General features: G+C 65.7%; 24 protein-coding genes and 2 pseudogenes. 4 read left to right on the forward strand and 22 right to left on the reverse strand.

Features of this window, described 5'->3' with window-relative positions; all coding sequences use genetic code 11:
• Positions 1 to 4: 4 nt before the first annotated feature.
• Together SHTP_RS20740 and SHTP_RS20745 are read right to left on the reverse strand one after the other, a co-directional pair.
• On the reverse strand, positions 5 to 1,237 hold the full coding sequence (locus tag SHTP_RS20740; RefSeq protein ID WP_096371649.1) for a zinc-dependent alcohol dehydrogenase: 1,233 nt from the start codon (positions 1,235 to 1,237) through the stop codon (positions 5 to 7).
• Complete coding sequence (locus tag SHTP_RS20745; protein ID WP_096372590.1) at positions 1,234 to 2,007, reverse strand: SDR family NAD(P)-dependent oxidoreductase; 774 nt, start codon at positions 2,005 to 2,007, stop codon at positions 1,234 to 1,236. The genes SHTP_RS20740 and SHTP_RS20745 overlap by 4 nt, the downstream gene beginning before the upstream one ends.
• Positions 2,008 to 2,235: 228 nt before the next feature.
• On the opposite strand from SHTP_RS20745, the gene SHTP_RS20750 reads away from it, so the two are divergent.
• Genes SHTP_RS20750 through SHTP_RS20760 form a run of 3 tightly spaced genes read left to right on the forward strand, consistent with a single transcriptional unit; the run spans position 2,236 to position 5,043 of the window.
• Positions 2,236 to 3,210, forward strand: a complete 975-nt coding sequence (locus tag SHTP_RS20750) for a class I SAM-dependent methyltransferase (RefSeq protein ID WP_096371650.1) — start codon at positions 2,236 to 2,238, stop codon at positions 3,208 to 3,210.
• Positions 3,207 to 4,109, forward strand: a complete 903-nt coding sequence (locus tag SHTP_RS20755; protein WP_096371651.1) for a class I SAM-dependent methyltransferase — start codon at positions 3,207 to 3,209, stop codon at positions 4,107 to 4,109. Before SHTP_RS20750 ends, SHTP_RS20755 begins: the two co-directional genes overlap by 4 nt.
• Before the next feature lie 19 nt (positions 4,110 to 4,128).
• Entirely contained in the window at positions 4,129 to 5,043 is a 915-nt protein-coding gene (locus tag SHTP_RS20760; protein WP_096371652.1) for a class I SAM-dependent methyltransferase, read from the forward strand.
• Here the strand turns inward: SHTP_RS20760 and sppA are convergent.
• A pseudogene (gene sppA / locus SHTP_RS20765) lies at positions 5,040 to 6,842 on the reverse strand (signal peptide peptidase SppA). The gene SHTP_RS20760 and the pseudogene sppA overlap by 4 nt on opposite strands.
• An 86-nt stretch (positions 6,843 to 6,928) precedes the next feature.
• Here sppA and SHTP_RS20770 point away from each other — a divergent pair.
• Positions 6,929 to 7,855: an LLM class flavin-dependent oxidoreductase gene (locus SHTP_RS20770; RefSeq protein WP_096371653.1), complete on the forward strand. Its 927-nt coding sequence runs from the start codon at positions 6,929 to 6,931 to the stop codon at positions 7,853 to 7,855.
• Positions 7,856 to 7,922: 67 nt separating this feature from the next.
• On the opposite strand, the gene rplO is transcribed toward SHTP_RS20770, so the two are convergent.
• The 19 genes and pseudogenes from rplO to rplV form a co-directional block, all read right to left on the reverse strand.
• Entirely contained in the window at positions 7,923 to 8,363 is a 441-nt protein-coding gene (rplO, locus tag SHTP_RS20775) for a 50S ribosomal protein L15 (protein ID WP_011739078.1), read from the reverse strand.
• Positions 8,360 to 8,578 carry a 50S ribosomal protein L30 gene (gene rpmD / locus SHTP_RS20780; RefSeq protein ID WP_096371654.1) on the reverse strand — a complete coding sequence of 73 codons (219 nt, stop codon included), beginning with the start codon at positions 8,576 to 8,578 and terminating at the stop codon, positions 8,360 to 8,362. The genes rplO and rpmD overlap by 4 nt, the downstream gene beginning before the upstream one ends.
• Complete coding sequence (gene rpsE / locus SHTP_RS20785; RefSeq protein WP_012392951.1) at positions 8,575 to 9,249, reverse strand: 30S ribosomal protein S5; 675 nt, start codon at positions 9,247 to 9,249, stop codon at positions 8,575 to 8,577. The genes rpmD and rpsE overlap by 4 nt, the downstream gene beginning before the upstream one ends.
• Positions 9,250 to 9,286: 37 nt before the next feature.
• A complete protein-coding gene (rplR, locus tag SHTP_RS20790; RefSeq protein WP_096372591.1) occupies positions 9,287 to 9,655 on the reverse strand; it encodes a 50S ribosomal protein L18 in 369 nt (122 codons plus the stop codon).
• A 41-nt stretch (positions 9,656 to 9,696) separates the two neighbouring features.
• Positions 9,697 to 10,236 (reverse strand): 50S ribosomal protein L6, encoded by a 540-nt coding sequence (gene rplF / locus SHTP_RS20795; protein WP_096371655.1) that lies wholly within the window; start codon positions 10,234 to 10,236, stop codon positions 9,697 to 9,699.
• A gap of 10 nt (positions 10,237 to 10,246) precedes the next feature.
• Positions 10,247 to 10,645: a 30S ribosomal protein S8 gene (gene rpsH, locus SHTP_RS20800; RefSeq protein ID WP_011739073.1), complete on the reverse strand. Its 399-nt coding sequence runs from the start codon at positions 10,643 to 10,645 to the stop codon at positions 10,247 to 10,249.
• A 76-nt stretch (positions 10,646 to 10,721) separates the two neighbouring features.
• Positions 10,722 to 10,907, reverse strand: a complete 186-nt coding sequence (locus SHTP_RS20805; RefSeq protein WP_011739072.1) for a type Z 30S ribosomal protein S14 — start codon at positions 10,905 to 10,907, stop codon at positions 10,722 to 10,724.
• Between the two features lie 4 nt (positions 10,908 to 10,911).
• Positions 10,912 to 11,484: a 50S ribosomal protein L5 gene (gene rplE, locus SHTP_RS20810; protein ID WP_096371656.1), complete on the reverse strand. Its 573-nt coding sequence runs from the start codon at positions 11,482 to 11,484 to the stop codon at positions 10,912 to 10,914.
• Positions 11,481 to 11,804: a 50S ribosomal protein L24 gene (gene rplX, locus SHTP_RS20815; protein WP_011739070.1), complete on the reverse strand. Its 324-nt coding sequence runs from the start codon at positions 11,802 to 11,804 to the stop codon at positions 11,481 to 11,483. The genes rplE and rplX overlap by 4 nt, the downstream gene beginning before the upstream one ends.
• A complete protein-coding gene (gene rplN, locus SHTP_RS20820) occupies positions 11,805 to 12,173 on the reverse strand; it encodes a 50S ribosomal protein L14 (RefSeq protein WP_012392948.1) in 369 nt (122 codons plus the stop codon).
• Positions 12,174 to 12,423: 250 nt separating this feature from the next.
• Positions 12,424 to 13,362 (reverse strand): DUF4436 domain-containing protein, encoded by a 939-nt coding sequence (locus SHTP_RS20825; RefSeq protein WP_096371657.1) that lies wholly within the window; start codon positions 13,360 to 13,362, stop codon positions 12,424 to 12,426.
• Between the two features lie 129 nt (positions 13,363 to 13,491).
• Entirely contained in the window at positions 13,492 to 14,373 is an 882-nt protein-coding gene (locus SHTP_RS20830) for a formylglycine-generating enzyme family protein (protein WP_096371658.1), read from the reverse strand.
• Between the two features lie 4 nt (positions 14,374 to 14,377).
• Positions 14,378 to 15,019: a hypothetical protein gene (locus tag SHTP_RS29245; protein WP_231991660.1), complete on the reverse strand. Its 642-nt coding sequence runs from the start codon at positions 15,017 to 15,019 to the stop codon at positions 14,378 to 14,380.
• Positions 15,020 to 15,035: 16 nt separating this feature from the next.
• A pseudogene (locus SHTP_RS20840) lies at positions 15,036 to 17,405 on the reverse strand (arylsulfatase).
• Between the two features lie 143 nt (positions 17,406 to 17,548).
• Positions 17,549 to 17,911 (reverse strand): 30S ribosomal protein S17, encoded by a 363-nt coding sequence (gene rpsQ / locus SHTP_RS20845; protein WP_369797336.1) that lies wholly within the window; start codon positions 17,909 to 17,911, stop codon positions 17,549 to 17,551.
• A complete protein-coding gene (gene rpmC, locus SHTP_RS20850) occupies positions 17,908 to 18,150 on the reverse strand; it encodes a 50S ribosomal protein L29 (protein WP_011739065.1) in 243 nt (80 codons plus the stop codon). The genes rpsQ and rpmC overlap by 4 nt, the downstream gene beginning before the upstream one ends.
• Positions 18,150 to 18,566: a 50S ribosomal protein L16 gene (gene rplP / locus SHTP_RS20855; RefSeq protein ID WP_011739064.1), complete on the reverse strand. Its 417-nt coding sequence runs from the start codon at positions 18,564 to 18,566 to the stop codon at positions 18,150 to 18,152. Before rplP ends, rpmC begins: the two co-directional genes overlap by 1 nt.
• A 3-nt stretch (positions 18,567 to 18,569) precedes the next feature.
• Entirely contained in the window at positions 18,570 to 19,397 is an 828-nt protein-coding gene (gene rpsC, locus SHTP_RS20860) for a 30S ribosomal protein S3 (protein ID WP_096371660.1), read from the reverse strand.
• Complete coding sequence (rplV, locus tag SHTP_RS20865) at positions 19,397 to 19,927, reverse strand: 50S ribosomal protein L22 (RefSeq protein ID WP_012392942.1); 531 nt, start codon at positions 19,925 to 19,927, stop codon at positions 19,397 to 19,399. Before rplV ends, rpsC begins: the two co-directional genes overlap by 1 nt.
• Positions 19,928 to 19,939 lie beyond the last annotated feature (12 nt).

The raw sequence follows: 19,939 nt of genomic DNA on the forward strand, positions 1-19,939 counted from the left end.
TCGGTCAACGTTGATCGAAGGCCACCTTCACCGCTCCGCTTTCGCCTTGGTTCGCAATCGCCAGGAAGGCGTCGCGCCATTGCGGTAGCGCGAAGGTATGGGTGAGCATGCTCCGCAAGTCCAGCCGGTCGTCGGCGACCAGGTCGAAATAGTGGGCGATGGCATGCTTGCGCACCCCCTCGACCTCCTCGACGCCGAACGCGTTGGAACCGACCCAGCTGATCTCCTTGAAATACAGCGGACTCCACTCCCACCGCCCCGGCGCGTGAACGCCGGCCTTGACCAGGGTCCCGCGCGAGTTGAGGACCCGCACTCCTACCTCGAACGTCTCTGGCTTGCCCACCGTGTCGTACACGACGTCGACGGCCCCGGGGTGCGCCATCGGCAAGCCCAGCAGAGCCTGCCGTAGCCGGCCACCGCCCCAGGCGACCAACTCCTCGATGATCGCCAGCCGCGGTTCGTGAGCCACGACTTTGGCGGCGCCAAACCGGCCGGCCAGCTCGCCCTGGGCGGCAAACCGTGCCACCACGGCCACCGCCACGTCCGGGTACAGCGCCCGCAGGATCGCGATCGCGCACAACCCGAGTGATCCCGCGCCGTAGACCAGCACCCGGCCGGATCGCGGCGGCGGATGGCGGGTGATCGCATGCAGGGACACCGAGAACGGATCGGCGAACACCGCCGCCTCGTCGCTAATTGGCCCTGGAACCGGAAACAGCATGCTGTCGTGGGCGGGCATCAGTTCGGCGTATCCGCCGGTTACGTCCGCCGACACCCCGGTATGGATGCCCGGCTGGATGCCACCGTCGGTGAAGCTCCAGCACAGGCTGTAGTCACCGCTTTGGCAGGCCGGGCACGGTGGTTCGATCCCCCGTGGCCGGCACGACAGCCACGGGTTGAGCACCACCCGCTGACCGACTTCGAGCCCACCCGCCTCGGGCCCCAGCTCCACCACGTCGGCGACCACCTCGTGGCCCATGACTTGCGGGAACGAGCAGAAGGCGGCCAAGGCGTTGTCGGCGTCCTGCTCGCCGCAGTCGAGCAGGATCTGCTTGGAGTCAGACCCGCAGATGCCCGTCAGCCGCGGCCGGGTGATCACCCAATCCGGTCGCAGCGGCCGTGGATCTGCCAGCTCGCGCAGCGCCGTCGGGGTGCGGGCCAGGTTGCACGCCAACGGGTTCGCCGGCTCATCGATCTCGAATGGCTCGGGGGCTACGCCGTAAACCAGGGCTTTCATTGCCAGGTCATGGCCGCCGCGGCGGTGAGAAACGTATCGAGGTCGGCATTCTTGGCATCCACGATGTCCTTCAAAGCCATCATCTCGGGCAGGTAGTGCTCGAAGCGGTCGCTGCCGATGGCCGCGATGATGCCCTCGACCACCAAGTCGGCCGGAACCTTGGGCCCGCGGTAGAGCGGATCCTCATTGTCGGGCCGGTCCCAGATTTCGGTGTCGACGGGACCAGGCTGGATCAGTCTTACCGAGACACCGCTTCCCGCCAGGTCGACCGCGATCGACTCACTCCAGCCGCACAGCGCGAACTTACTTGCGCAATAGGCTGATTCATGAATGATGCCGAGGCGACCGCCGACGCTGGACACGTTGACGATGGTGCCCGATCCGCGCGCCAACATCCGCGGCAACAAAGCCAGGGTCATCCGCATCGGGGCAAAGAAGTTGACCCCCATGACCTGCTCCACCTCGGTCGGCCGCAACGCGCTCACTTCCCGACGTTTCGGGATCGCGGCGTTGTTGATCAGCACGTCGATGCCGCCCATCGCCTGCCAGGCTTGCAGAGCCAGCCGGGCGGCCCCGGCGGTGTCGCAGAGATCGGCCACCCACATCACCGATTGCGGCGAGGTCTTGCGGCAATCGGCCAGGACCTCCTCGAGCCGGTCGCGCCGACGGGCGATCAACCCGACCGTCGTGCCGCGGGCGGCCAGCATTCTGGCCAGGGCCGCGCCGACCCCGGACGATGCACCCGTGATCAATACCCGCCGGCCGGCCATCGTGTACGACATGCCTCCAGGTTGCCGCGTGCGAACTCAGCCCGGGGACGGTTTAGGCAGGAAAGTGGATCCGATCCCGGCACCTGGTTGACCGGTGTGATGGCAGGACCGCGCGGTGCCAGCCACCGGATCTTTGCCCGGTCCAGCGCCAACGCCGACCGCCCGAAAGCTTGTTACACTATCTAAATATTGACGGGGCTGAACCACTAGCTGCGAACGGGGCACCATATGACCTCCACCGGTTCCACCAGGTATGACGGCGACAGCTGGGATTTGGCATCAAGTGTCGGGGTGACCGCGACCATGGTGGCCGCCGCCCGCGCGATGGCTACCCGTGCCGAGAACCCGCTGATCAACGATCCCTACGCCGAACCATTGGTGCGAGCCGTCGGAGTGGACCTCTTGACCCGGCTGGCGACCGGCGAATTCAACGTTGCCGACCTCGATGACGATCCCCAACGCCCGCTTGGCCCCATCGGCGACGTTGCCGACAACATGGCGGTACGCACCAGATTTTTCGACGACTTCTTCCTGGATGCGACGCGGGCCGGCCTCGAGCAGGTCGTCATCCTCGCCTCGGGACTGGACGCCCGCGCATACCGGTTGCCATGGCCGCCCCAGACCGTGGTCTACGAGATTGATCTGCCGCAGGTGATCGATTTCAAATCCCGCACCCTGGCCGATCTGGGGGCCGCCCCCACCGCAGACCGCCGAGTGGTGGCCGTCGATTTGCGGGAAGACTGGCCCGCGGCGTTGCGCGCCGCCGGTTTCGACCCGAATCAGCCGACCGCATGGAGCGCCGAAGGTCTACTGGGATACCTGCCGCCGGAGGCTCAGGACCGGCTGCTCGACACCGTCACCGAACTCAGCGCCCCCGGCAGCCGGCTGGCCGCCGAATGCCTGAGCAGTGTGGATCCGGGCGAAGAGGAACAGATCAAAGAGCGCATGCAAGAGGTCTCTGCGCGCTGGCGCGCTCATGGTTTCGACGTCGACATGGTCGGACTCGTCTATTTCGGCGACCGCAACGAGGCGGTGCCCTACCTCTCGGACCGCGGTTGGCTCTTGACCAGCACCCCGTTGCCTGAACTGCGCGCGGCAAACGGACTTGCACCGGCTGCGGTCGACGACGACGGCCCCTCGGTAGACATGCTCTACGTCAGTGGCACCCTCTACACGACGCCCCGGCCGGACCCGGTGCCATGAACCGGCGGACGGACGCGGACAGCTGGGATCCGGCGTCCAGCGTGGGAGCGACGGCGACGATGGTCGCGGCTTCGCGGGCACAGGCCTCCCGGGGACCCGATGCGCTGCTCGACGACCGGCTCGCCGAGCCGCTCGTCCGTGCGGTGGGGCTGCAGCCGTTGGTTCGCATGATCGATGGTGACACCGCGGTCGACGATCCGCCGTCAAGCCCCCGGTCGCTAAACGAACAGATCGCGGTGCGCACCAGGTATTTCGATGACTTCTTCACTGCTGCCGGTGCGGGCGGTATCCGCCAGGCGGTGATCCTGGCGTCAGGTCTGGACACCAGGGCTTACCGATTGAACTGGCCATCGGGCATGACGGTCTACGAAATTGACCAACCGCAAGTGATCGAGTTCAAGACGCGCACGCTGGCCGAGTTCGGCGCACTCCCCTGCCCCGACCATCGGCCAATCGGTATCGACCTGCGCGAGGATTGGCCGAGCGCGCTGCGGCAGCGCGGTTTCGACGCCGGGCAACCGACCGCATGGATCGCCGAGGGCCTGCTGGTCTATCTGCCGCCCGAGGCCCAGGATCGGCTGTTCGACAACATCGCCGAGCTCAGCACGCCGGGAAGCCAGGTCGCCACCGAGCACTTCCCCGACCCCAACGGCTTCTCCGGGCCGCGTGCACAGCGGCTTTCCGAACGCTGGCGCCGGATGGGGCTGGATCTGGACATGGCCGAGCTGATCTACCATGGCGACCGCAACACCGTCATCGACTACCTTGCCGACCACGGATGGCGGGTGCGGGCCCGAACGTTTGAAGAGATGCACGCACACAATGGGTTTGAGCCGCCCGACGATGAGATGATGGCGCTGTTCGGCGGGATGAGCTACGTCACCGGGATCCGCAAGTAGAACCTCAGATAGGACCGACATGGCACGCACGCACGATGACAAATGGGATCTGGCCTCCAGCGTCGGCGCCACCGCCACCATGGTCGCCGCGGGCCGGGCGATGGCATCGAGGGATCCCCGTGGTTTGATCGACGATCCGTTCGCCGAACCGCTGGTGCGCGCCGTCGGTGTCGACTTTTTCATCAAGATGATGGACGGCGAGTTCGATCTGAGTGTCCTGCAGAATGTTTCGTCGGTAAAGGCCCAGGCGATGGTGGACGGAATCGCGGTACGCACCAAGTACTTCGACGACTACTTCGGCGACGCCATCAAGAGCGGGATCCGGCAGGCGGTGATCCTCGCGTCGGGGCTGGATGCCCGCGCATACCGGTTGCCGTGGCCGGCCGACACCGTGGTCTACGAACTCGATCAACCTCAGGTGATCGAATTCAAGACCAATGTTCTGGCCGACCTCGGCGCCGAACCCAGGGCAACCCGGCGCGCAATCCCCATCGATCTGCGTGGGGACTGGCCGGTGGCGCTGCGGGCAGCCGGCCTGGACACCACGGCACCCACGGCGTGGCTGGCCGAAGGCCTGCTGATCTACTTGCCGCCCGAGGCCCAAGACCGGTTGTTCGACAACATCACCGCGCTCAGCGCGCCGGGCAGCACCGTGGCTACCGAATTCGTGCCCGGCATTGTGGATTTCGATGTCGACCGGGCGCGGCAGATATCAGGTCCGTTTCGCGACCATGGTTTGGACATCGACATGTCGTCGCTGGTCTACACCGGCGCGCGCAATCACGTCGTCGACTATCTGCGCGCCAAGGGCTGGGACGCCGAGGGCGTGACCCGAAGCGAGCTTTTCGAGCGCAACGGCATGGCCGTTCCCGCCCCCTCCGACGACGACCCGCTCGGCGAAATCATCTTCATCAGCGCCGCCCTGACCGGCTAGAACCGCGACCGCCCCAGCCACAACACGTTGGCCCCGGTCAACGTCTGCTCCACCTGTCCGACGGCGCCGGCCACCGAGCGGACAACCAGCGCGCCCACGGCTTCGGGCACCGAGGCCGCCACCGGCCGAGACGACCCGCGCGGCCACAGCAGATCCAGCAGCAACGAGCCCGGATAGCCGACCAGGCGGACCTCGGTGTCCTCATCCAGGCCGGCCAGCACCTTGGCGCGTCGGACCGCGGTGCGAAAGCCGCCGAGCTCGTCGACCAAGCCCCGCTCCAGGGCATCGGCACCGGTCCAAACTCGCCCTCGGGCAACCGCATCCACGTCTTCGGTGCGAAGGTTGCGGCCCCGGGCTACGCGTTCCACAAAATCGGTGTAGAACATGTCTGCCTCGGCCTCACGTCGGGCGCGCTGCTCGTCGGTAAATGGTGCGTCTATCGACCAGGCGTCAGCATTGGCGTTGGTGCGCAACGTCTCTGACCCAACGCCCAGCCGATCCTTCAGATCACGGACCACCAGCTTGCCGGTGATCCCTCCGATTGAACCGGTGATCGTGCCCGGATTCGCGACGATTGCATCCGCACCCATCGATACGTAGTAGCCGCCGGAGGCCGCGATCGAGCCCATCGAGGCCACCACCGGCTTGCCCCGGTCGCGGGCCCGCTGCACCTCACGCCAGATGGTCTCCGACGCGGTGACCGAGCCGCCGGGACTGTCCACCCGCAACACAATCGCCGACACCTCGTCGTCGGCCGCCGCCTCACCCAATGCCGATGCGATGGTGTCGCCACCGGCGCTGGACGGACCCAACGGCAACCCCTGTGGGCCACCCCGGCCGTTGACGATCGGCCCCTCGACGCTGACAACGGCGATCGTGGGCTTGCCCCGGCGCCCCGGGATCGACGGCACGGGCGGCGCCAGACGCGGCCTGGCGGTGCCGGCATAGCGCGCCAGATGCATTCGCGGCAGTTTGTCTGCGGTGTCGATCGATTCCGGCGAAACACCCTACACGCCAGCCAATTCCGCGATCCTGGCATAGGCCTCGTCGTGGAATCCGATCCGATCGATCAGACCGGAGGACAGCGCCCCATCCCGCAGCAGCGGAGCCTTGTCAGCCAGTTCATCAAGTACACCCGCGTCGATCTGGCGCGATTGGGCGACCGCCTGCCACACCTGGTCTTGCAGGCTTTCCAGCATCCTGGTGACGGCTTCACGGTTGGCGTCGGTGTAACCGTCCTCAGTGAAAAGGTCTGCCGCCGACTTGTATTCGCCTCGCGCCACGAACTGGGCTTCGATGCCCACCTTGTCGAGCGCATCGCGCAGGAACATCGCGTTGCTGGCAAAGCCGATCAGCCCGGCCTCCCCGGAGGGCTGCATCCAGATCTCCCGAAACGCCGTCGCCAGGTAGTAGGACAGCGTACCCGGATACGTTTCGGCCCAGGCCACCGACGGTTTCACGGCGCTAAACGCCGCGATCGCCTCGCGAAGTGCCTGAACCGCCCCGATCGGCGCCGGTGGAAGCTGCACCCGGGCAATCAGGCCACCGACCCGAGGGTCCTCGGCACCGCGGTGCAGCGCCGCAACAGCATCGCGCAGCGCCATCGGCCGGCCGCCCCCGGAGATGATCAAAAACGGGTCGAAACCGTTGCTCTCCGCCGGCATGGTGCGCAGGTTGAATTCCAGGATGCAGCCGTTGGGTACCCCGTGGTGACGGGCGGTGTCGACGCGTTCGGCCAGTGCGCGCACGTCGTCCCCCACACTCGACAAGCTGGGCAGGAAGGGCAGAAAGGCGAACATATTTTTAGCGTACCGATGGCCAGGCCCCGGCATCGTGGCCCATCGGCCTGGGTACCGGGCCCCTGGGCACGTCGTACGGTGGCGAGGTGAGGTTTTCGATAGCGATCCCCCAACTCGACACCGACGGCTTTGACGCCGCAGGACTACGCGCCTATCTCGCCCGCGCCGAGGAACTCGGGTTCGAGGGCGGGTGGGTACTCGAGCAGATCATCGGCAGCTCGCCGCTGCTGGCACCGCTAGAGCTACTGGCATACTGCGCTGCCTGCACCAATCGGCTTCGGCTGGGGGTCGCCGTGTTGGTGACGTCCCTGCACGATCCGCTGCAATTGGCCTCGTCTGTGACCGCCGTGGACAGTCTCAGCAACGGCCGCCTCGACCTCGGCGTCGCGGCCGGCGGCGGTTCACGCAAGTTCGCGGCTTTCGGGGTGGACCGCGCCACCCATGTCAGCTATTTCACCGAGGGCCTGCAGTTGATGAAGGCGGCCTGGTCCGATGAGCCACGGGTGAGGTTCCATGGCCGCTTCCGCGATGTCGATGACCTGCCCATCCAGCCCAAGCCGGTGCAACGCCCGCACCCTCCGATCTGGTTCGGCGGGCGCGCGCCCAAGGTCCTGGCCAGGGCGGTCCGGCACGGTGACGCATTCCTGGGCGCGGGCTCCTCGACGACGGCCGACTTCGCCACGGCGGTGACCACACTGCGTCACGAACTGGCCGAACAAGGCCGCGATCCCGCCGGCTTCACTATCGGCAAACGGGTCTATCTGATGGTGGACGACGACCCCGAGCGGGCCCGCGAGCGCGTGCTGGCGGGTTTGCGCAGTATCTACGGAAAGATGGGCGGCCTGGATGCGGTGGCGGTGGCGGGCACTCCCGACGACGTCACCCGCGGGCTGGCTGAGGTGATCGCCGCGGGGGCGCAAACGCTGTTGCTCAATCCCGTGGGCCCCGATGTCGGGCAGAACCACGAGCAGATGGAGCGCCTCGCCGCGGAGGTCATTCCGCGGCTGCGCTAGCTCGCGAGCAGACGCGAAATCGCACAAATCGCCGTGGCGTTGTGCGATTGAGCGTCTGCTCGCGGTACTACAGTTCGGTGACGGATCCGCCGGCGGCGGTGATCTGCTCCCGGGCGCTACCGCTGAACTTGTGCGCGGTGATATCGACCTTGACGGTCAGCTTGCCGTCGCCGAGCACCTTCACCAGCGAGTTCTTGCGAACCGCTCCCTTGGCGACCAGCTCGTCGACACCGACGGTGCCGCCCTCGGGGAACAGCCTAGCGATGTCGCCGACATTGACGATCTCGTACTCGGTGCGGAACCGGTTACGGAAACCCTTGAGTTTGGGCAGCCGCATGTGGATGGGCATCTGCCCACCCTCGAACGTCGTCGGAACCTGTTTGCGCGCCTTGGTGCCCTTGGTACCGCGGCCCGCGGTCTTACCCTTGGAGCCCTCACCGCGACCCACGCGAGTCCGCGGGGTTTTCGATCCGGGCGCCGGGCGCAGATCGTGCAGCTTGATGGTCACTGTGCCTTACCTCCGGTGCCATTCTGGGCGGTCTCCACCTCGACGAGGTGGCGCACCACCGCGATCAGCCCGCGGGTCTGCGCGTTGTCGTCGCGGACCACCGTGTGGCGGATCCGGCGCAAGCCCAGGGTGCGCAGGCTCTCGCGCTGCTTCCAGCGCGCCCCGATGGTGCTGCGCACCTGGGTGATCTTGAGCTGATTGGTTGCTTCACTCATGGTTGTGCCCCCGAAGTTTGGGCCTCGCGTACAGCAGCGGCGGCCAGCGCTTCGCTTTCGCGGCGCGCCTTGAGCATTCCGGCCGGGGCAACGTCCTCGATGGGCAGTCCGCGTCGGGCCGCCACTTCCTCGGGACGCTGCAGCATCTTCAGCGCGGCAACGGTGGCGTGCACCACGTTGATCGCGTTGTCGCTACCCAGCGACTTGGCCAGGATGTCGTGCACGCCGGCGCATTCCAGCACGGCGCGCGCAGCGCCACCGGCGATCACACCGGTACCCGGGCTGGCCGGACGCAGCAGCACCACACCGGCGGCCGCCTCGCCCTGCACCGGATGGGTGATGGTGCCGCCGATCAACGGCACCCGGAAGAAGCCCTTGCGAGCCTCCTCGACGCCCTTGGCGATCGCGGCCGGGACCTCTTTGGCCTTGCCGTAGCCGACACCGACCATCCCGTTGCCGTCACCGACGATGACCAGGGCGGTGAAGCTGAATCGCCGACCACCCTTGACCACCTTGGAGACGCGGTTGATCGCAACCACACGCTCCAAGTAGTTGCTCTTGTCGCTGTCGCGGCCACCGCGGCCACCGTCGCGCCGGCCGCGGCCTTCGCGTGAGTCGCGGCTGTCGCGGCCTTCAGGGGCTCCTTGCCCACCGGCCGACTGCTCCGCCATTATGCGGTCCTTCCAGTGTTGTTCAGGTTCCCAGTCATCAGAACTTCAATCCATTCTCGCGCGCGGCATCGGCCAGCGCCGCGATCCGTCCGCCGTAGGTGTACCCGCCGCGGTCGAATACCACGGTGACGATACCGGCGGCCTTGGCGCGCTCGGCGATCAACTGGCCCACCCGAACACTGCGGGCTTTCTTGTCTCCATCCAGGCCACGCACATCGGTTTCGATCGATGAGGCGGCGGCCACGGTGGTGCCGTTGGCGTCGTTCACCAACTGCACGTGGATGTGCCGAGCGGACCGGTGCACCACCAGGCGCGGACGTTGTTGGGTGCCGGCGATCCTCTTGCGCAGCCGTGCGTGCCTGCGCAGCCGGGAAACCCGGCGGGTAGCGGATACGCTCTGCCCCACCGGCTTCCGCGCGGCGGTGTCAGCCTGTGTTTGCGCCATGACTACTTACCTGTCTTTCCGACCTTGCGGCGGATCTGCTCGCCTTCGTAACGCACGCCCTTGCCCTTGTACGGGTCGGGACGGCGCAACCGGCGGATGTTCGCCGAGATCTGGCCGACCTTCTGCTTGTCGATCCCAGAGACCGTGAATTTCGTCGGCGCCTGGACGGCGAAGGTGATGCCTTCGGGCGCCTCGATCACAACGGGGTGGCTGTATCCGAGTGCGAACTCCAGGTTGGCGCCCTTGAGCTGCACGCGGTAACCCACGCCGTGGATCTCCATTTTGGTGGTGTATCCCTCAGTCACGCCGGTCACCAGGTTGGAGACCAGGGTGCGTGACAACCCGTGCAACGAACGGTTGCGCCGCTCGTCGTTGGGGCGGGAGATCACGATCGCGCCATCATCGTTGCGCGACACCGTGATCGGCTCGGCGACCGTCAGGTCCAGGGCGCCCTTGGGCCCCTTCACCGAGACCTTCTGTCCCTCGATCATTAAGTCGACTCCGGTGGGAACCGGAACCGGCTGCTTACCAATACGCGACATGGTTACTCCCTCACCACACGTACGCGAGGACTTCGCCGCCCACGCCCTGTCTGGCTGCCTGGCGGTCGGTCAGCAAGCCTGAGGAGGTCGAAATGATCGCCACACCCAGGCCGCCGAGTACCCGCGGCAGGTTGGTGGACTTGGCGTAGACCCGCAGCCCGGGCTTGGACACCCGCCGCAAACCGGCGATGCTGCGTTCCCGGCTCGGCCCGTACTTGAGTTGAACGATCAACGATTTGCCAACTCGCGCGTCTTCGGTATGGAAGTCGCTGATGTAGCCCTCGTTCTTGAGGATCTGGGCGATGTTGGCCTTGATCTTGGAGTGCGGCAAACTCACCTCGTCGTGGTACGCCGAATTGGCGTTACGCAGACGAGTCAAGAAGTCTGCGATCGGGTCCGTCATGGTCATGACAGCGTCTGTACCCTTCCTCGCGGCGGTTCCCGGTCAGGGCCTACCGCGCACCTGTATCTGGGGGTTGGTCTTTTTACCAGCTGCTCTTCTGCACGCCGGGCAGCTCACCTGCGTGAGCCATCTCGCGCAGGCAGATCCTGCATAGTCCGAACTTGCGAAACACCGCACGGGGGCGGCCGCACTTGCTGCATCGTGTGTAGCCGCGCACCGCGAACTTGGGCTTGCGTGCGGCCTTGTTGACCAGTGCCTTCTTCGCCATCTGCTCAGTTCTCCTTGAACGGAAAGCCGAGGGCCCGCAACAGCGCTCGCCCTTCCTCGTCGGTCGTCGCCGAGGTGACAACGTTGATGTCCATACCGCGGACACGGTCGATCTTGTCCACATCGATCTCGTGGAACACCGACTGCTCAGCCAGCCCGAAGGTGTAGTTGCCGACACCGTCGAATTGCTTGGGCGACAAACCGCGGAAGTCACGAATACGCGGCAACGCGATCGAGGTGAGCCGGTCGAGGAACTCCCACATCCGGTCGCCACGCAGCGTCGCCCGCACGCCCACGGGCATGCCCTCACGCAGTTTGAACTGCGCAACGGACTTGCGGGCCTTGCGGATCTCCGGGCGCTGACCGGTGATCAGTGCCAGGTCGCTCACCGCACCGTTGATCAGCTTGGCGTCCCGCGCGGCCTCGCCGACTCCCATGTTCACCACGACCTTGGTGACGGTCGGGATCTGCATGACGTTGCCGTAGCCGAACTGCTTGTGCAGCACATCGCGGATCTCGCTGCGGTAGCGCTCCTTGAGCCGCGGCGGAATCTTCACTGCGCTATCAGTAGTGCTCATGCCTGAATGTCCTTGCCATTGCGCTTGGAGATACGGACCCGCTTGCCGGTCTCCTCGTCGACCCGGTAGCCGATCCGGGTGGGCTTGCCATCGGAGTCGACGACCATCACGTTGGAGACGTGGATCGGCGCTTCCTGGGTAACGATCCCGCCCGACTTTGCACCACGCTGGTTGGTCGAAATCGCGGTGTGCTTCTTGATTCGGTTGACACCCTCGACCAACACCCGGTTGCGTTCCGGGTAGGCCTGCAGGACTTTGCCCTTGGCGCCTTTGTCTTTGCCGGAAACAACCAGCACGGTGTCGCCCTTGTGGACCTTCATCTACAACACCTCCGGGGCGAGCGAAATGATCTTCATGAACCGCTTCTCGCGCAGCTCGCGACCCACCGGGCCGAAGATGCGGGTACCGCGCGGGTCGTTGTCCGGCTTGATGATGACGGCGGCATTCTCGTCGAATTTGATGTAGCTGCCGTCGGGACGCCGGCGCTCCTTGACGGTGCGCACCACAACGGCTTTGACGACATCGCCGCGCTTGACGTTGCCGCCCGGGATGGCGTCTTTGACGGTGGCGACGATGATGTCACCAATCCCGGCGTAGCGTCGCGACGATCCGCCGAGCACGCGGATGCACAAGATCTCCTTGGCGCCGGTGTTGTCGGCGACCTTCAGCCGCGATTCCTGCTGAATCACTAGATCTCCTGACTCGGGTGGACGTGTGCACAGCAGGAATGCAGCCCAAATGGGCCTAAGCGAGCCTCAACGGACAAGGCCCACCACAAACCTGACATGCGCGGTCTTTCGTTACCGAAGGGCACGCGGGGCCAGCCGACAAGCTTTGGGGCTTGTACGCACCGGCCGAGGTCTGCCCAAGGCAACCCCTAGAGTCTAGGGGACGAGCTGCTCAGAGCCAAATTTGCACTGTGGCCGGCTTTGCAGCGGCTCATTCAGACACGCGATACCAGGCGACAACGTACACCACCATGGCCGTGGCCAGCGCAATTAGCACCCAGATGACGATGGCTTGGTCGATCCACGCACCCGCGGGCGGAGAACCCGGAAGGATGTTGCGCAACGGCACCACGGCGAACAGCATCGCCGCATACCAGGTGCCGAACGGTGGCTGAAACTTTCTCCGGCGGGTCTTCATCTGGATCGCGACGAACAAGGCCAACGTCGGCAGGGTGATCAGGACCAGGCAGATGCCCAGGTCGAAGACCAGCGGCCCCTTGGCCCGCTGGAAGGTCACGATGACGTTGTCGGGGCGGTCGGAGGTCTGACTGGCGTCCCCTACCCGCTCGACGCTGATGTCCCAGCCCTCCAGCGATCCGGTCACTTCCACCCGGGTGGCCTTGTACTGACGGTTCTCACCGGTTCCCACCAGGACATCGGCTTGGATGGTGTCGGTGGTGTGCCGGTCGAATGGCCAGTTACCGGGGTCGCCGTGCGCTTCGATGGTGGTGGCTACCTGTGCGGGTGACTTGCCCACCGGGTACTGCAGGTCGCCCAGTTCATTTTCCGGGTAGAAGCGCACCGAGGTGTCCACGGTGAGCACGTTGAGCCGATGGTCGATCATCGAATCGTCGGGCATCACCAGAACTTTCACATCGAGGCGATTTGCAACGGTATGCAGCGCCTCGAAGCGGACCAGGGCCACCGTGTCGTCGGTGGTGCCGACGTCGGGTTTGGGCAGCGGCCCCGGCGTGCTGGCCAGCCAGTGGTAACCGACCAGCGAAAAGATGTAGACGACGATGACGCCCACAATGATTGTGGTGTCGAGCACGAGGTGCTTGCGCCGCGACATGTGCTTGGGTTTGGGCCGGGCATTCGCCGGTGGATCCGGGGCGGCGGCCGCACCCGGCGCAGCGTTGTTATCTGCCATCCGCGGTTACCGCCGGAGATGGCACTGATGCGGCCGAGCCCCCGTCACGAGACACGGTGACAGATCGTAGCAACCGGGGTGCCTTGCGGCGGCGTTTCCAAATCAGTTCGCGACCGGTCCGGTTGCCGGCTAGCGATCTGCCACGCAGCGGAATCCGATATGGGTGGTCGCGGTGTCCTGGGACTGCGGCGAACGGGCCGCCGGCCGGTAGCGGTGGCAATACTCGGGCGCGCACAGGTGCGAACCACCCTTGAGGGTCTGGCTGATGGTCGGATCGGCGGGCCCGGCCGGTGCGCAGCACGCCTTGGGCGGCTGATCGATGCGGTGATGCGCTGAAAACGGGGTTGTGGTCCACTCCCAGACATTGCCGATCATGTCGAACAGGCCGAACCCATTGGCCGGAAAGGTTCCCACCGGCGAGGTCCCGAACCAGCCGAGTGCTCCGTCGTTGCGGTAGGGGAACTTGCCCTGCCAGGTGTAGGCCATCAGTTGTCCGGCGGGCTTCTCTTCGTCGCCCCATGCGTAGGTGGTGGTGGTGGCACCGCGGGCCGCGTACTCCCACTCGGCCTCGGTCGGTAGCCGACGACCCGCCCACCGCGCGTAGGCCGCGGCGTCCGGATAGGCCACCTGCACCACCGGGTGATCGGCCCGGTCGTCGACGTCGCTGTCCGGCCCCCACGGATGACGCCAGCTCGCGCCGGGCGCCCAATCCCACCACTGACGCCAGTCACGTAGGTCGACCGGTCCCGCGGTGGGACGAAACACCATCGCACCCGGACGTAGGTCATCCGGATTGACCCCCGGATACAACGCGGGGTCAAGGGGCTGCTCTGCAACCGTCACATAGCCCGTCGCCGCCACGAACTCCGCGAACTGGGCGTTGGTCACCGGGTAGCGCTCGATCGCGAATGCGTGCACGGACACGCTATGGATCGGCGCTTCCTCCGGGTAAAAGCTCGTCGACCCCATGCGAAACGATCCGCCCGGCAGGTCAACCAATTCGGTCAGCACGACTTCAGGGTATGAGGACGGCAAAGTTTTGCATCAATGTGGATTTCGCCGCAGTGAAGCCAGCCACCCCGGCCGGGCCCTCCAGATGCACGGCCACCAGGTACATCTTGGTGTTGGTCCAGATGTGGGTGATGCGGTCAGCGAACTGGATTGCGCCCGACGGACCCTGCAGAGTGCCGGTCAGCAACTCGCTGCTGTACCCACAGAAGGGTGCCCCCGCGACGGCGAAGTTGAGCCGGCGCATCGAACCTCCCAGATGTGCGGTGTACTCCTGGAAGGCACGCTCTGGCAGCGCGTCGGTTGCGGTGATGGTCACCGTCGCCGCCATCCCATCGGGGCCGGTCAGGTTCAGCGCCGTGTCACCGCTTCCACCACGCGCGGTCCAGCCGTTGGGCACGCTGAGTGTGACTCTGGGGGCGTCCTGGTCCGCCGCCGCGGCCGTGGTGGCCCGGCCCTCCCCCGTCAGCGACGGAGCGCAGCCGACTGTGTGGGGCGGTATTTGTTCCGGCTGGGTCGCTACGACTCCCGGTACTGGTCTAGCGGGGTCGGGATGCACGCCGGGTGAACCCGACCCGCCGCGCTCCGCGCAGGCGGACAAGACGCCGGACAGGCACACCAGGCTCACCACACCCAGAGCCGCGGACAACGATCGGGCCAGCCGGTCAGTCCCTTGAAAAGGCAAGTGCAAGTTTTTTTTCCACGTCTTCATATGGTCGTCCGGATAGGTCAATGGTCACTCGGGCGATGCTTCCGCCAGTGAAGGCAAAGGGCGCCTTGTAGCGACTCGACACTGCAGAACCGCCATTGCGGCCGACGGTGATGCCCGCACCGGCAAGGCCAAACGTTCCGGGGTGGGTCGTCACATCTGCAAGCGAGCCCACTTCGTTGTGGTCGAAGTACATCGTAAGGTCGCCCAGCGGCGTATGGCTGTTGGCCACCGTGCCCGTCCGCGCATAGCGCACCCCGAACAAGTGATGGCCCAGCGGAATCGGCCTCACCGAGGACAGCAACTGCTGGCGTTCACCGAGGAAGTTGTAGACGTAGTGCAGGCGACCGTCGGCGATGAACAACACGTGACCGCCGTGCGCACCACCCTGCTTGAACAGCACGCCCTCGGCGCCGGTGGTATCGACGGTGACCTCGGCCACCAAGGCGAACGAGCGGCCGCGAATCTCGGCCCCGGCACCGATGCCGACCTCAGCACAGTCGGGGTAGTAGATGTAGCTCGTGCGTTCGACGACCAGATACGGGCGCGACCGCATCATCGTCTCCATGATGTTCAGATCACCCAGCGGCAGCCCGTTGTACTTGGCGGCCTCGGAGAACCACAGTGCCTTGAGTTCCTCCAGTTTGTCGGGGTGCTCGGCGGCCAGATCATGGCACTGGCTGCGGTCTTGGGCGATGTGGAACAGTTCCCAGCGGTCGGCGTCGAAATGCGACCATCCCGCCGGGGCCGCGGCGTGCACGGTGTTGGCGAACCAGCCCTCATGCCAGATGCCGCGGGTCCCCAGCATGGCGTAGAACTGGGTCTTCTTGCCGGTATCGGCGGCGGGATCGGTAAGGGCCGCTTTGAAACTCACACCGTCCAGCGGCTTTTGCGCGATGCCCTTGACGACCTCCGGCGGCGTCATGTTTAACAGGTCGTAGACGGTCGGCGTGACATCGCAGACGTTGATGTAGTGGTCCCGGACTTCACCGTGCGCCGCGATCCCGTCGGGCCAGGAGATGATCGCCGTGTCGGCGATACCGCCCTCATGCGAGGCGTAGCGCTTGAACAGCTTGTAGGGCGTGTTGAAAGCCATCGCCCACCCGATCGGATAGTGGTTGTAGGTCTGGGGCCCGCCGAGGTGGTCGAACAGTTTCATGCTCTCTTCGACGGTGTCGATGTAGCCGTTGAAGAACTTGCCTTCGTTCACCGATCCGTTGGGACCGCCCTCGCCGCTGGCGCCATTGTCGGAGATCACCACGATGATCGTGTTGTCCAGCTCGCCGGATTCCTCGAGATAGTCCAGGATCCGCCCGATCTGCGCGTCGGTATAGCTCAGGAAACCGGCGAACACCTCGACCATCCGGCTGAACAGCTTTTTCTCTTCCTCGTTCAGCGAGCCCCAGGGCCGCACCGTGTCCTGCATCGGCCACGACTCGCCCGAGGGGCCTTTGACGTCGAGATAGGGGTTGATCGGCGACAGCTCGGTGTCGGGCGGCACAATGCCCATCGCCTTCTGGTTTTTCAGCACGATCTCGCGGTAACGCTCATAGCCCATGTCGAACTTGCCGGCGTACTTGTCGGCCCATTCCTTGAAGACGTGATGGGGCGCGTGCCCGGCACCCGGGCACACGTAGCTGAACCAGGGCTTGTCAGGCGCGACCACCTTGGCGTCACGAATGAACTGAATCGTCTTGTCGGCAAGGTCCTTCGACAGGTGGTAGCCATCCTCGGGGGTGGCGGGCGGGTTGACCGGATGGTTGTCGTACACCAGGTCGGGGTACCACTGGTCGGTCTCCCCACCCATGAACCCGTAAAACCGCTCGAAGCCGCGCGAGACCGGCCAATGCCGTCGCGTCGCCGCCATGCTGGACTCTTCCATCGGCGTCAGATGCCACTTCCCGACGCAGTAGGTGTTGTAACCACGTTCGGCCAGTACCTCGGACAGCAGCGCCGTATCGGCGGGGATACGGCCACTGCAGTTGGGGAACCCGTCGGTGAACTCCTCGATGGTCGCCATCCCCACGGTGGTCGCGTTGCGCCCGGTCAGCAGCGACGCGCGCGTCGGCGAGCACAGCGCGGTGGTGTGGAACTGGGTCGGTCGCACGCCGCGTTCGGCGATTCGTGACATGGTCGGCATCTGCACCAGCCCGCCAAAGCAGTCCCAGGTGGCAATTCCGGTGTCATCTCAGACCAGGTACAAGATGTTGGGCGCATTCTCGGGCGCGGTGGGCGCCGCGTACGGACCCCAATCCGCTTCCGAGTCGCGGATATCCAACTCGATCTTGCCCTTGAATTCGGTCGACCCCGTTGTCCCATTCACCACTGGCCAGCCTCACTCCCGTTGTGGACCTGCTTGCCCTATCTCGTGTGCAGAGTGCACCCGCTGCCAGGGTAGCCAGCCAAATGCAAAATCGCCCGAGACTGCAAGTCTCGGGCGATGTCGCCGGCGCAACGGTTATGAGACCGTCACTTGGCCTTCTCGAGGATTTCGACGAGCCGCCAGCGCTTGGTGGCCGACAGCGGGCGCGTCTCCATCAGGGAAACCCGGTCGCCGATGCCGGCGGCGCTGTGCTCGTCGTGCACCTTGACCTTCTTGGTGGTGCGAATGATCTTGCCGTAGAGCGGGTGACGCACGCGGTCTTCGAGCTCGACCACGATGGTCTTCTGCATCTTGTCGCTCACGACGTAGCCGATGCGCGTCTTGCGACGACCGCGCGGCTTAGGAGTGCTCGGCGTGTGCTTGGGACCCTTTTCCTTGGAAGCGCCATCGGCCGCGCCCGCCGCTGCGGACTTGGTGGCCTTCGCGCCAGTCTTCGCCTCTGCCATCACGATTCCTTACCATCGGGTTCGCCGGGTCCAGCCGCCAGACCCAATTCTCGTTCGCGCAACACGGTGTAGACGCGTGCGATTTCCTGACGCACCGTGCGCAGCCGGCGGTTGTTGTTGAGCTGTCCGGTCGCCATCTGGAAACGCAGGTTGAACAGCTCTTCCTTGGATTCGCGCAGACGCTCGGTCAGCTCTTCTTCGGTGAGCTCGCGCAGTTCGCCAGGGGAAATTCCCACTGCCATCAGAACTGCTCCTCTCGGGTGATGATGCGTGCCTTGATCGGCAGCTTGTGGATCGCGCGGGTCAGCGCCGCTCGTGCGATCGCTTCGTTGGGGTAGCTGAGTTCGAACAGCACCCGGCCCGGCTTGACGTTGGCCACCCACCACTCCGGGGAGCCCTTACCCGAACCCATCCGGGTTTCGGCCGGCTTCTTGGTCAGGGGACGGTCCGGGAAGATGTTGATCCACACCTTGCCGCCACGCTTGATGTGCCGGTTGATGGCGATACGAGCGGACTCGATCTGCCGGTTGGTGACGTAGGCGTGCTCGAGGGCCTGGATCCCATAGTCGCCGAAGTTCACCGACGTCCCGCCGCTGGCGATGCCACGCTGGCGGGGGTGGTGTTGCTTGCGGTGCTTAACCTTACGGGGAATCAACATGATTTAGCTCTCCGTGCTCTGCGCTTCGGGGGTGGTAGCGCTTTCTGCGGCGGCGGGCTCTTCGCTACCCACGGCACGTCCGGCTTCGGCGCCGGTGGCCGTGGTGCCGGAAGCACCGCTGCGGCGCGGACGGCTGCCCGCCGGCCGCTCGCGGCGCGGACGGTCGGCGCCCGCGGGAACGGCGGCGGCCGATTCGCGCTTGCCGCCGACGATGTCGCCCTTGTAGATCCACACCTTCACACCGATCCGGCCGAAGGTGGTCTTGGCCTCATACAGGCCGTAGTCGATGTCCGCGCGCAGCGTGTGCAGCGGAACCCGGCCCTCGCGGTAGAACTCCGACCGGCTCATCTCCGCGCCACCAAGACGACCCGAGCACTGCACCCGGATGCCCTTGACGTTGGGTTGGCGCATCGCGGACTGGATGGCTTTACGCATCGCCCGGCGGAACGCCACCCGGTTGCTCAGCTGCTCAGCGACCCCTTGGGCCACCAGTTGCGCTTGCGACTCAGGGTTTTTGACTTCGAGGATGTTGAGCTGAACCTGCTTGCCGGTCAGCTTCTCCAGATCCGCACGGATGCGGTCGGCCTCGGTGCCACGGCGGCCAATGACGATGCCCGGACGCGCGGTGTGGATGTCGACCCGGACCCGGTCACGGGTGCGCTCGATCTCCACATCGGCGATTCCGGCGCGCTCCAGGCCGCTGGACAGCAGCCGACGGATGGCGACGTCTTCCTTGACGTAGTCGGCGTACTGCTTGTCGGCATACCAACGCGACTTCCAGTCGGTGGTGATGCCCAAGCGGAAGCCGTGCGGGTTGATCTTCTGGCCCACTAATCTGAGCCTCCCTTCGCTTCAGAAGTCTCAGAAGTCTTGGACTCGGCTTTGGTGGCGGCCTTCTTCGCCGGCGCCTTGCTGGCCGAGGACTTCTTCGCGGGCGCCGTTGCGGCGGCCTTGCTGCCCTCGGCGCGGCGAGCCCGCGACGACTTCGAAGACCGCTGGTCCTTGCTCGGCCGGCTCTCCACCACCACGGTGATGTGGCTGGTCCGCTTGCGGATCCGGAACGCGCGTCCCTGCGCCCGCGGGCGGATGCGCTTGGCGGTCGGGCCCTCGTCGGCGTAGACCGTGGCCACGATCAAGGTCGCCGGGTCCAAGCCGTTGTTGTTCTGCGCGTTGGCGGCCGCACTGGCGATCACCTTGGCGACCGGCTCGCTGGCGGCCTGCGGCGCCCAACGCAGGATGTCGAGCGCGTCTGAAACCGACCTGCCACGCACCAGGTCAATTACCCGGCGCGCCTTTCTCGGCGACACCCGCACGAACCGCGCCTTGGCGGTCGCCGACGGGAATTCAGTGGTGGTTGTCATCGATACCCTCTG

This window comes from Mycobacterium ulcerans subsp. shinshuense, from assembly GCF_002355775.1.
Lineage (GTDB): Bacteria > Actinomycetota > Actinomycetes > Mycobacteriales > Mycobacteriaceae > Mycobacterium > Mycobacterium marinum.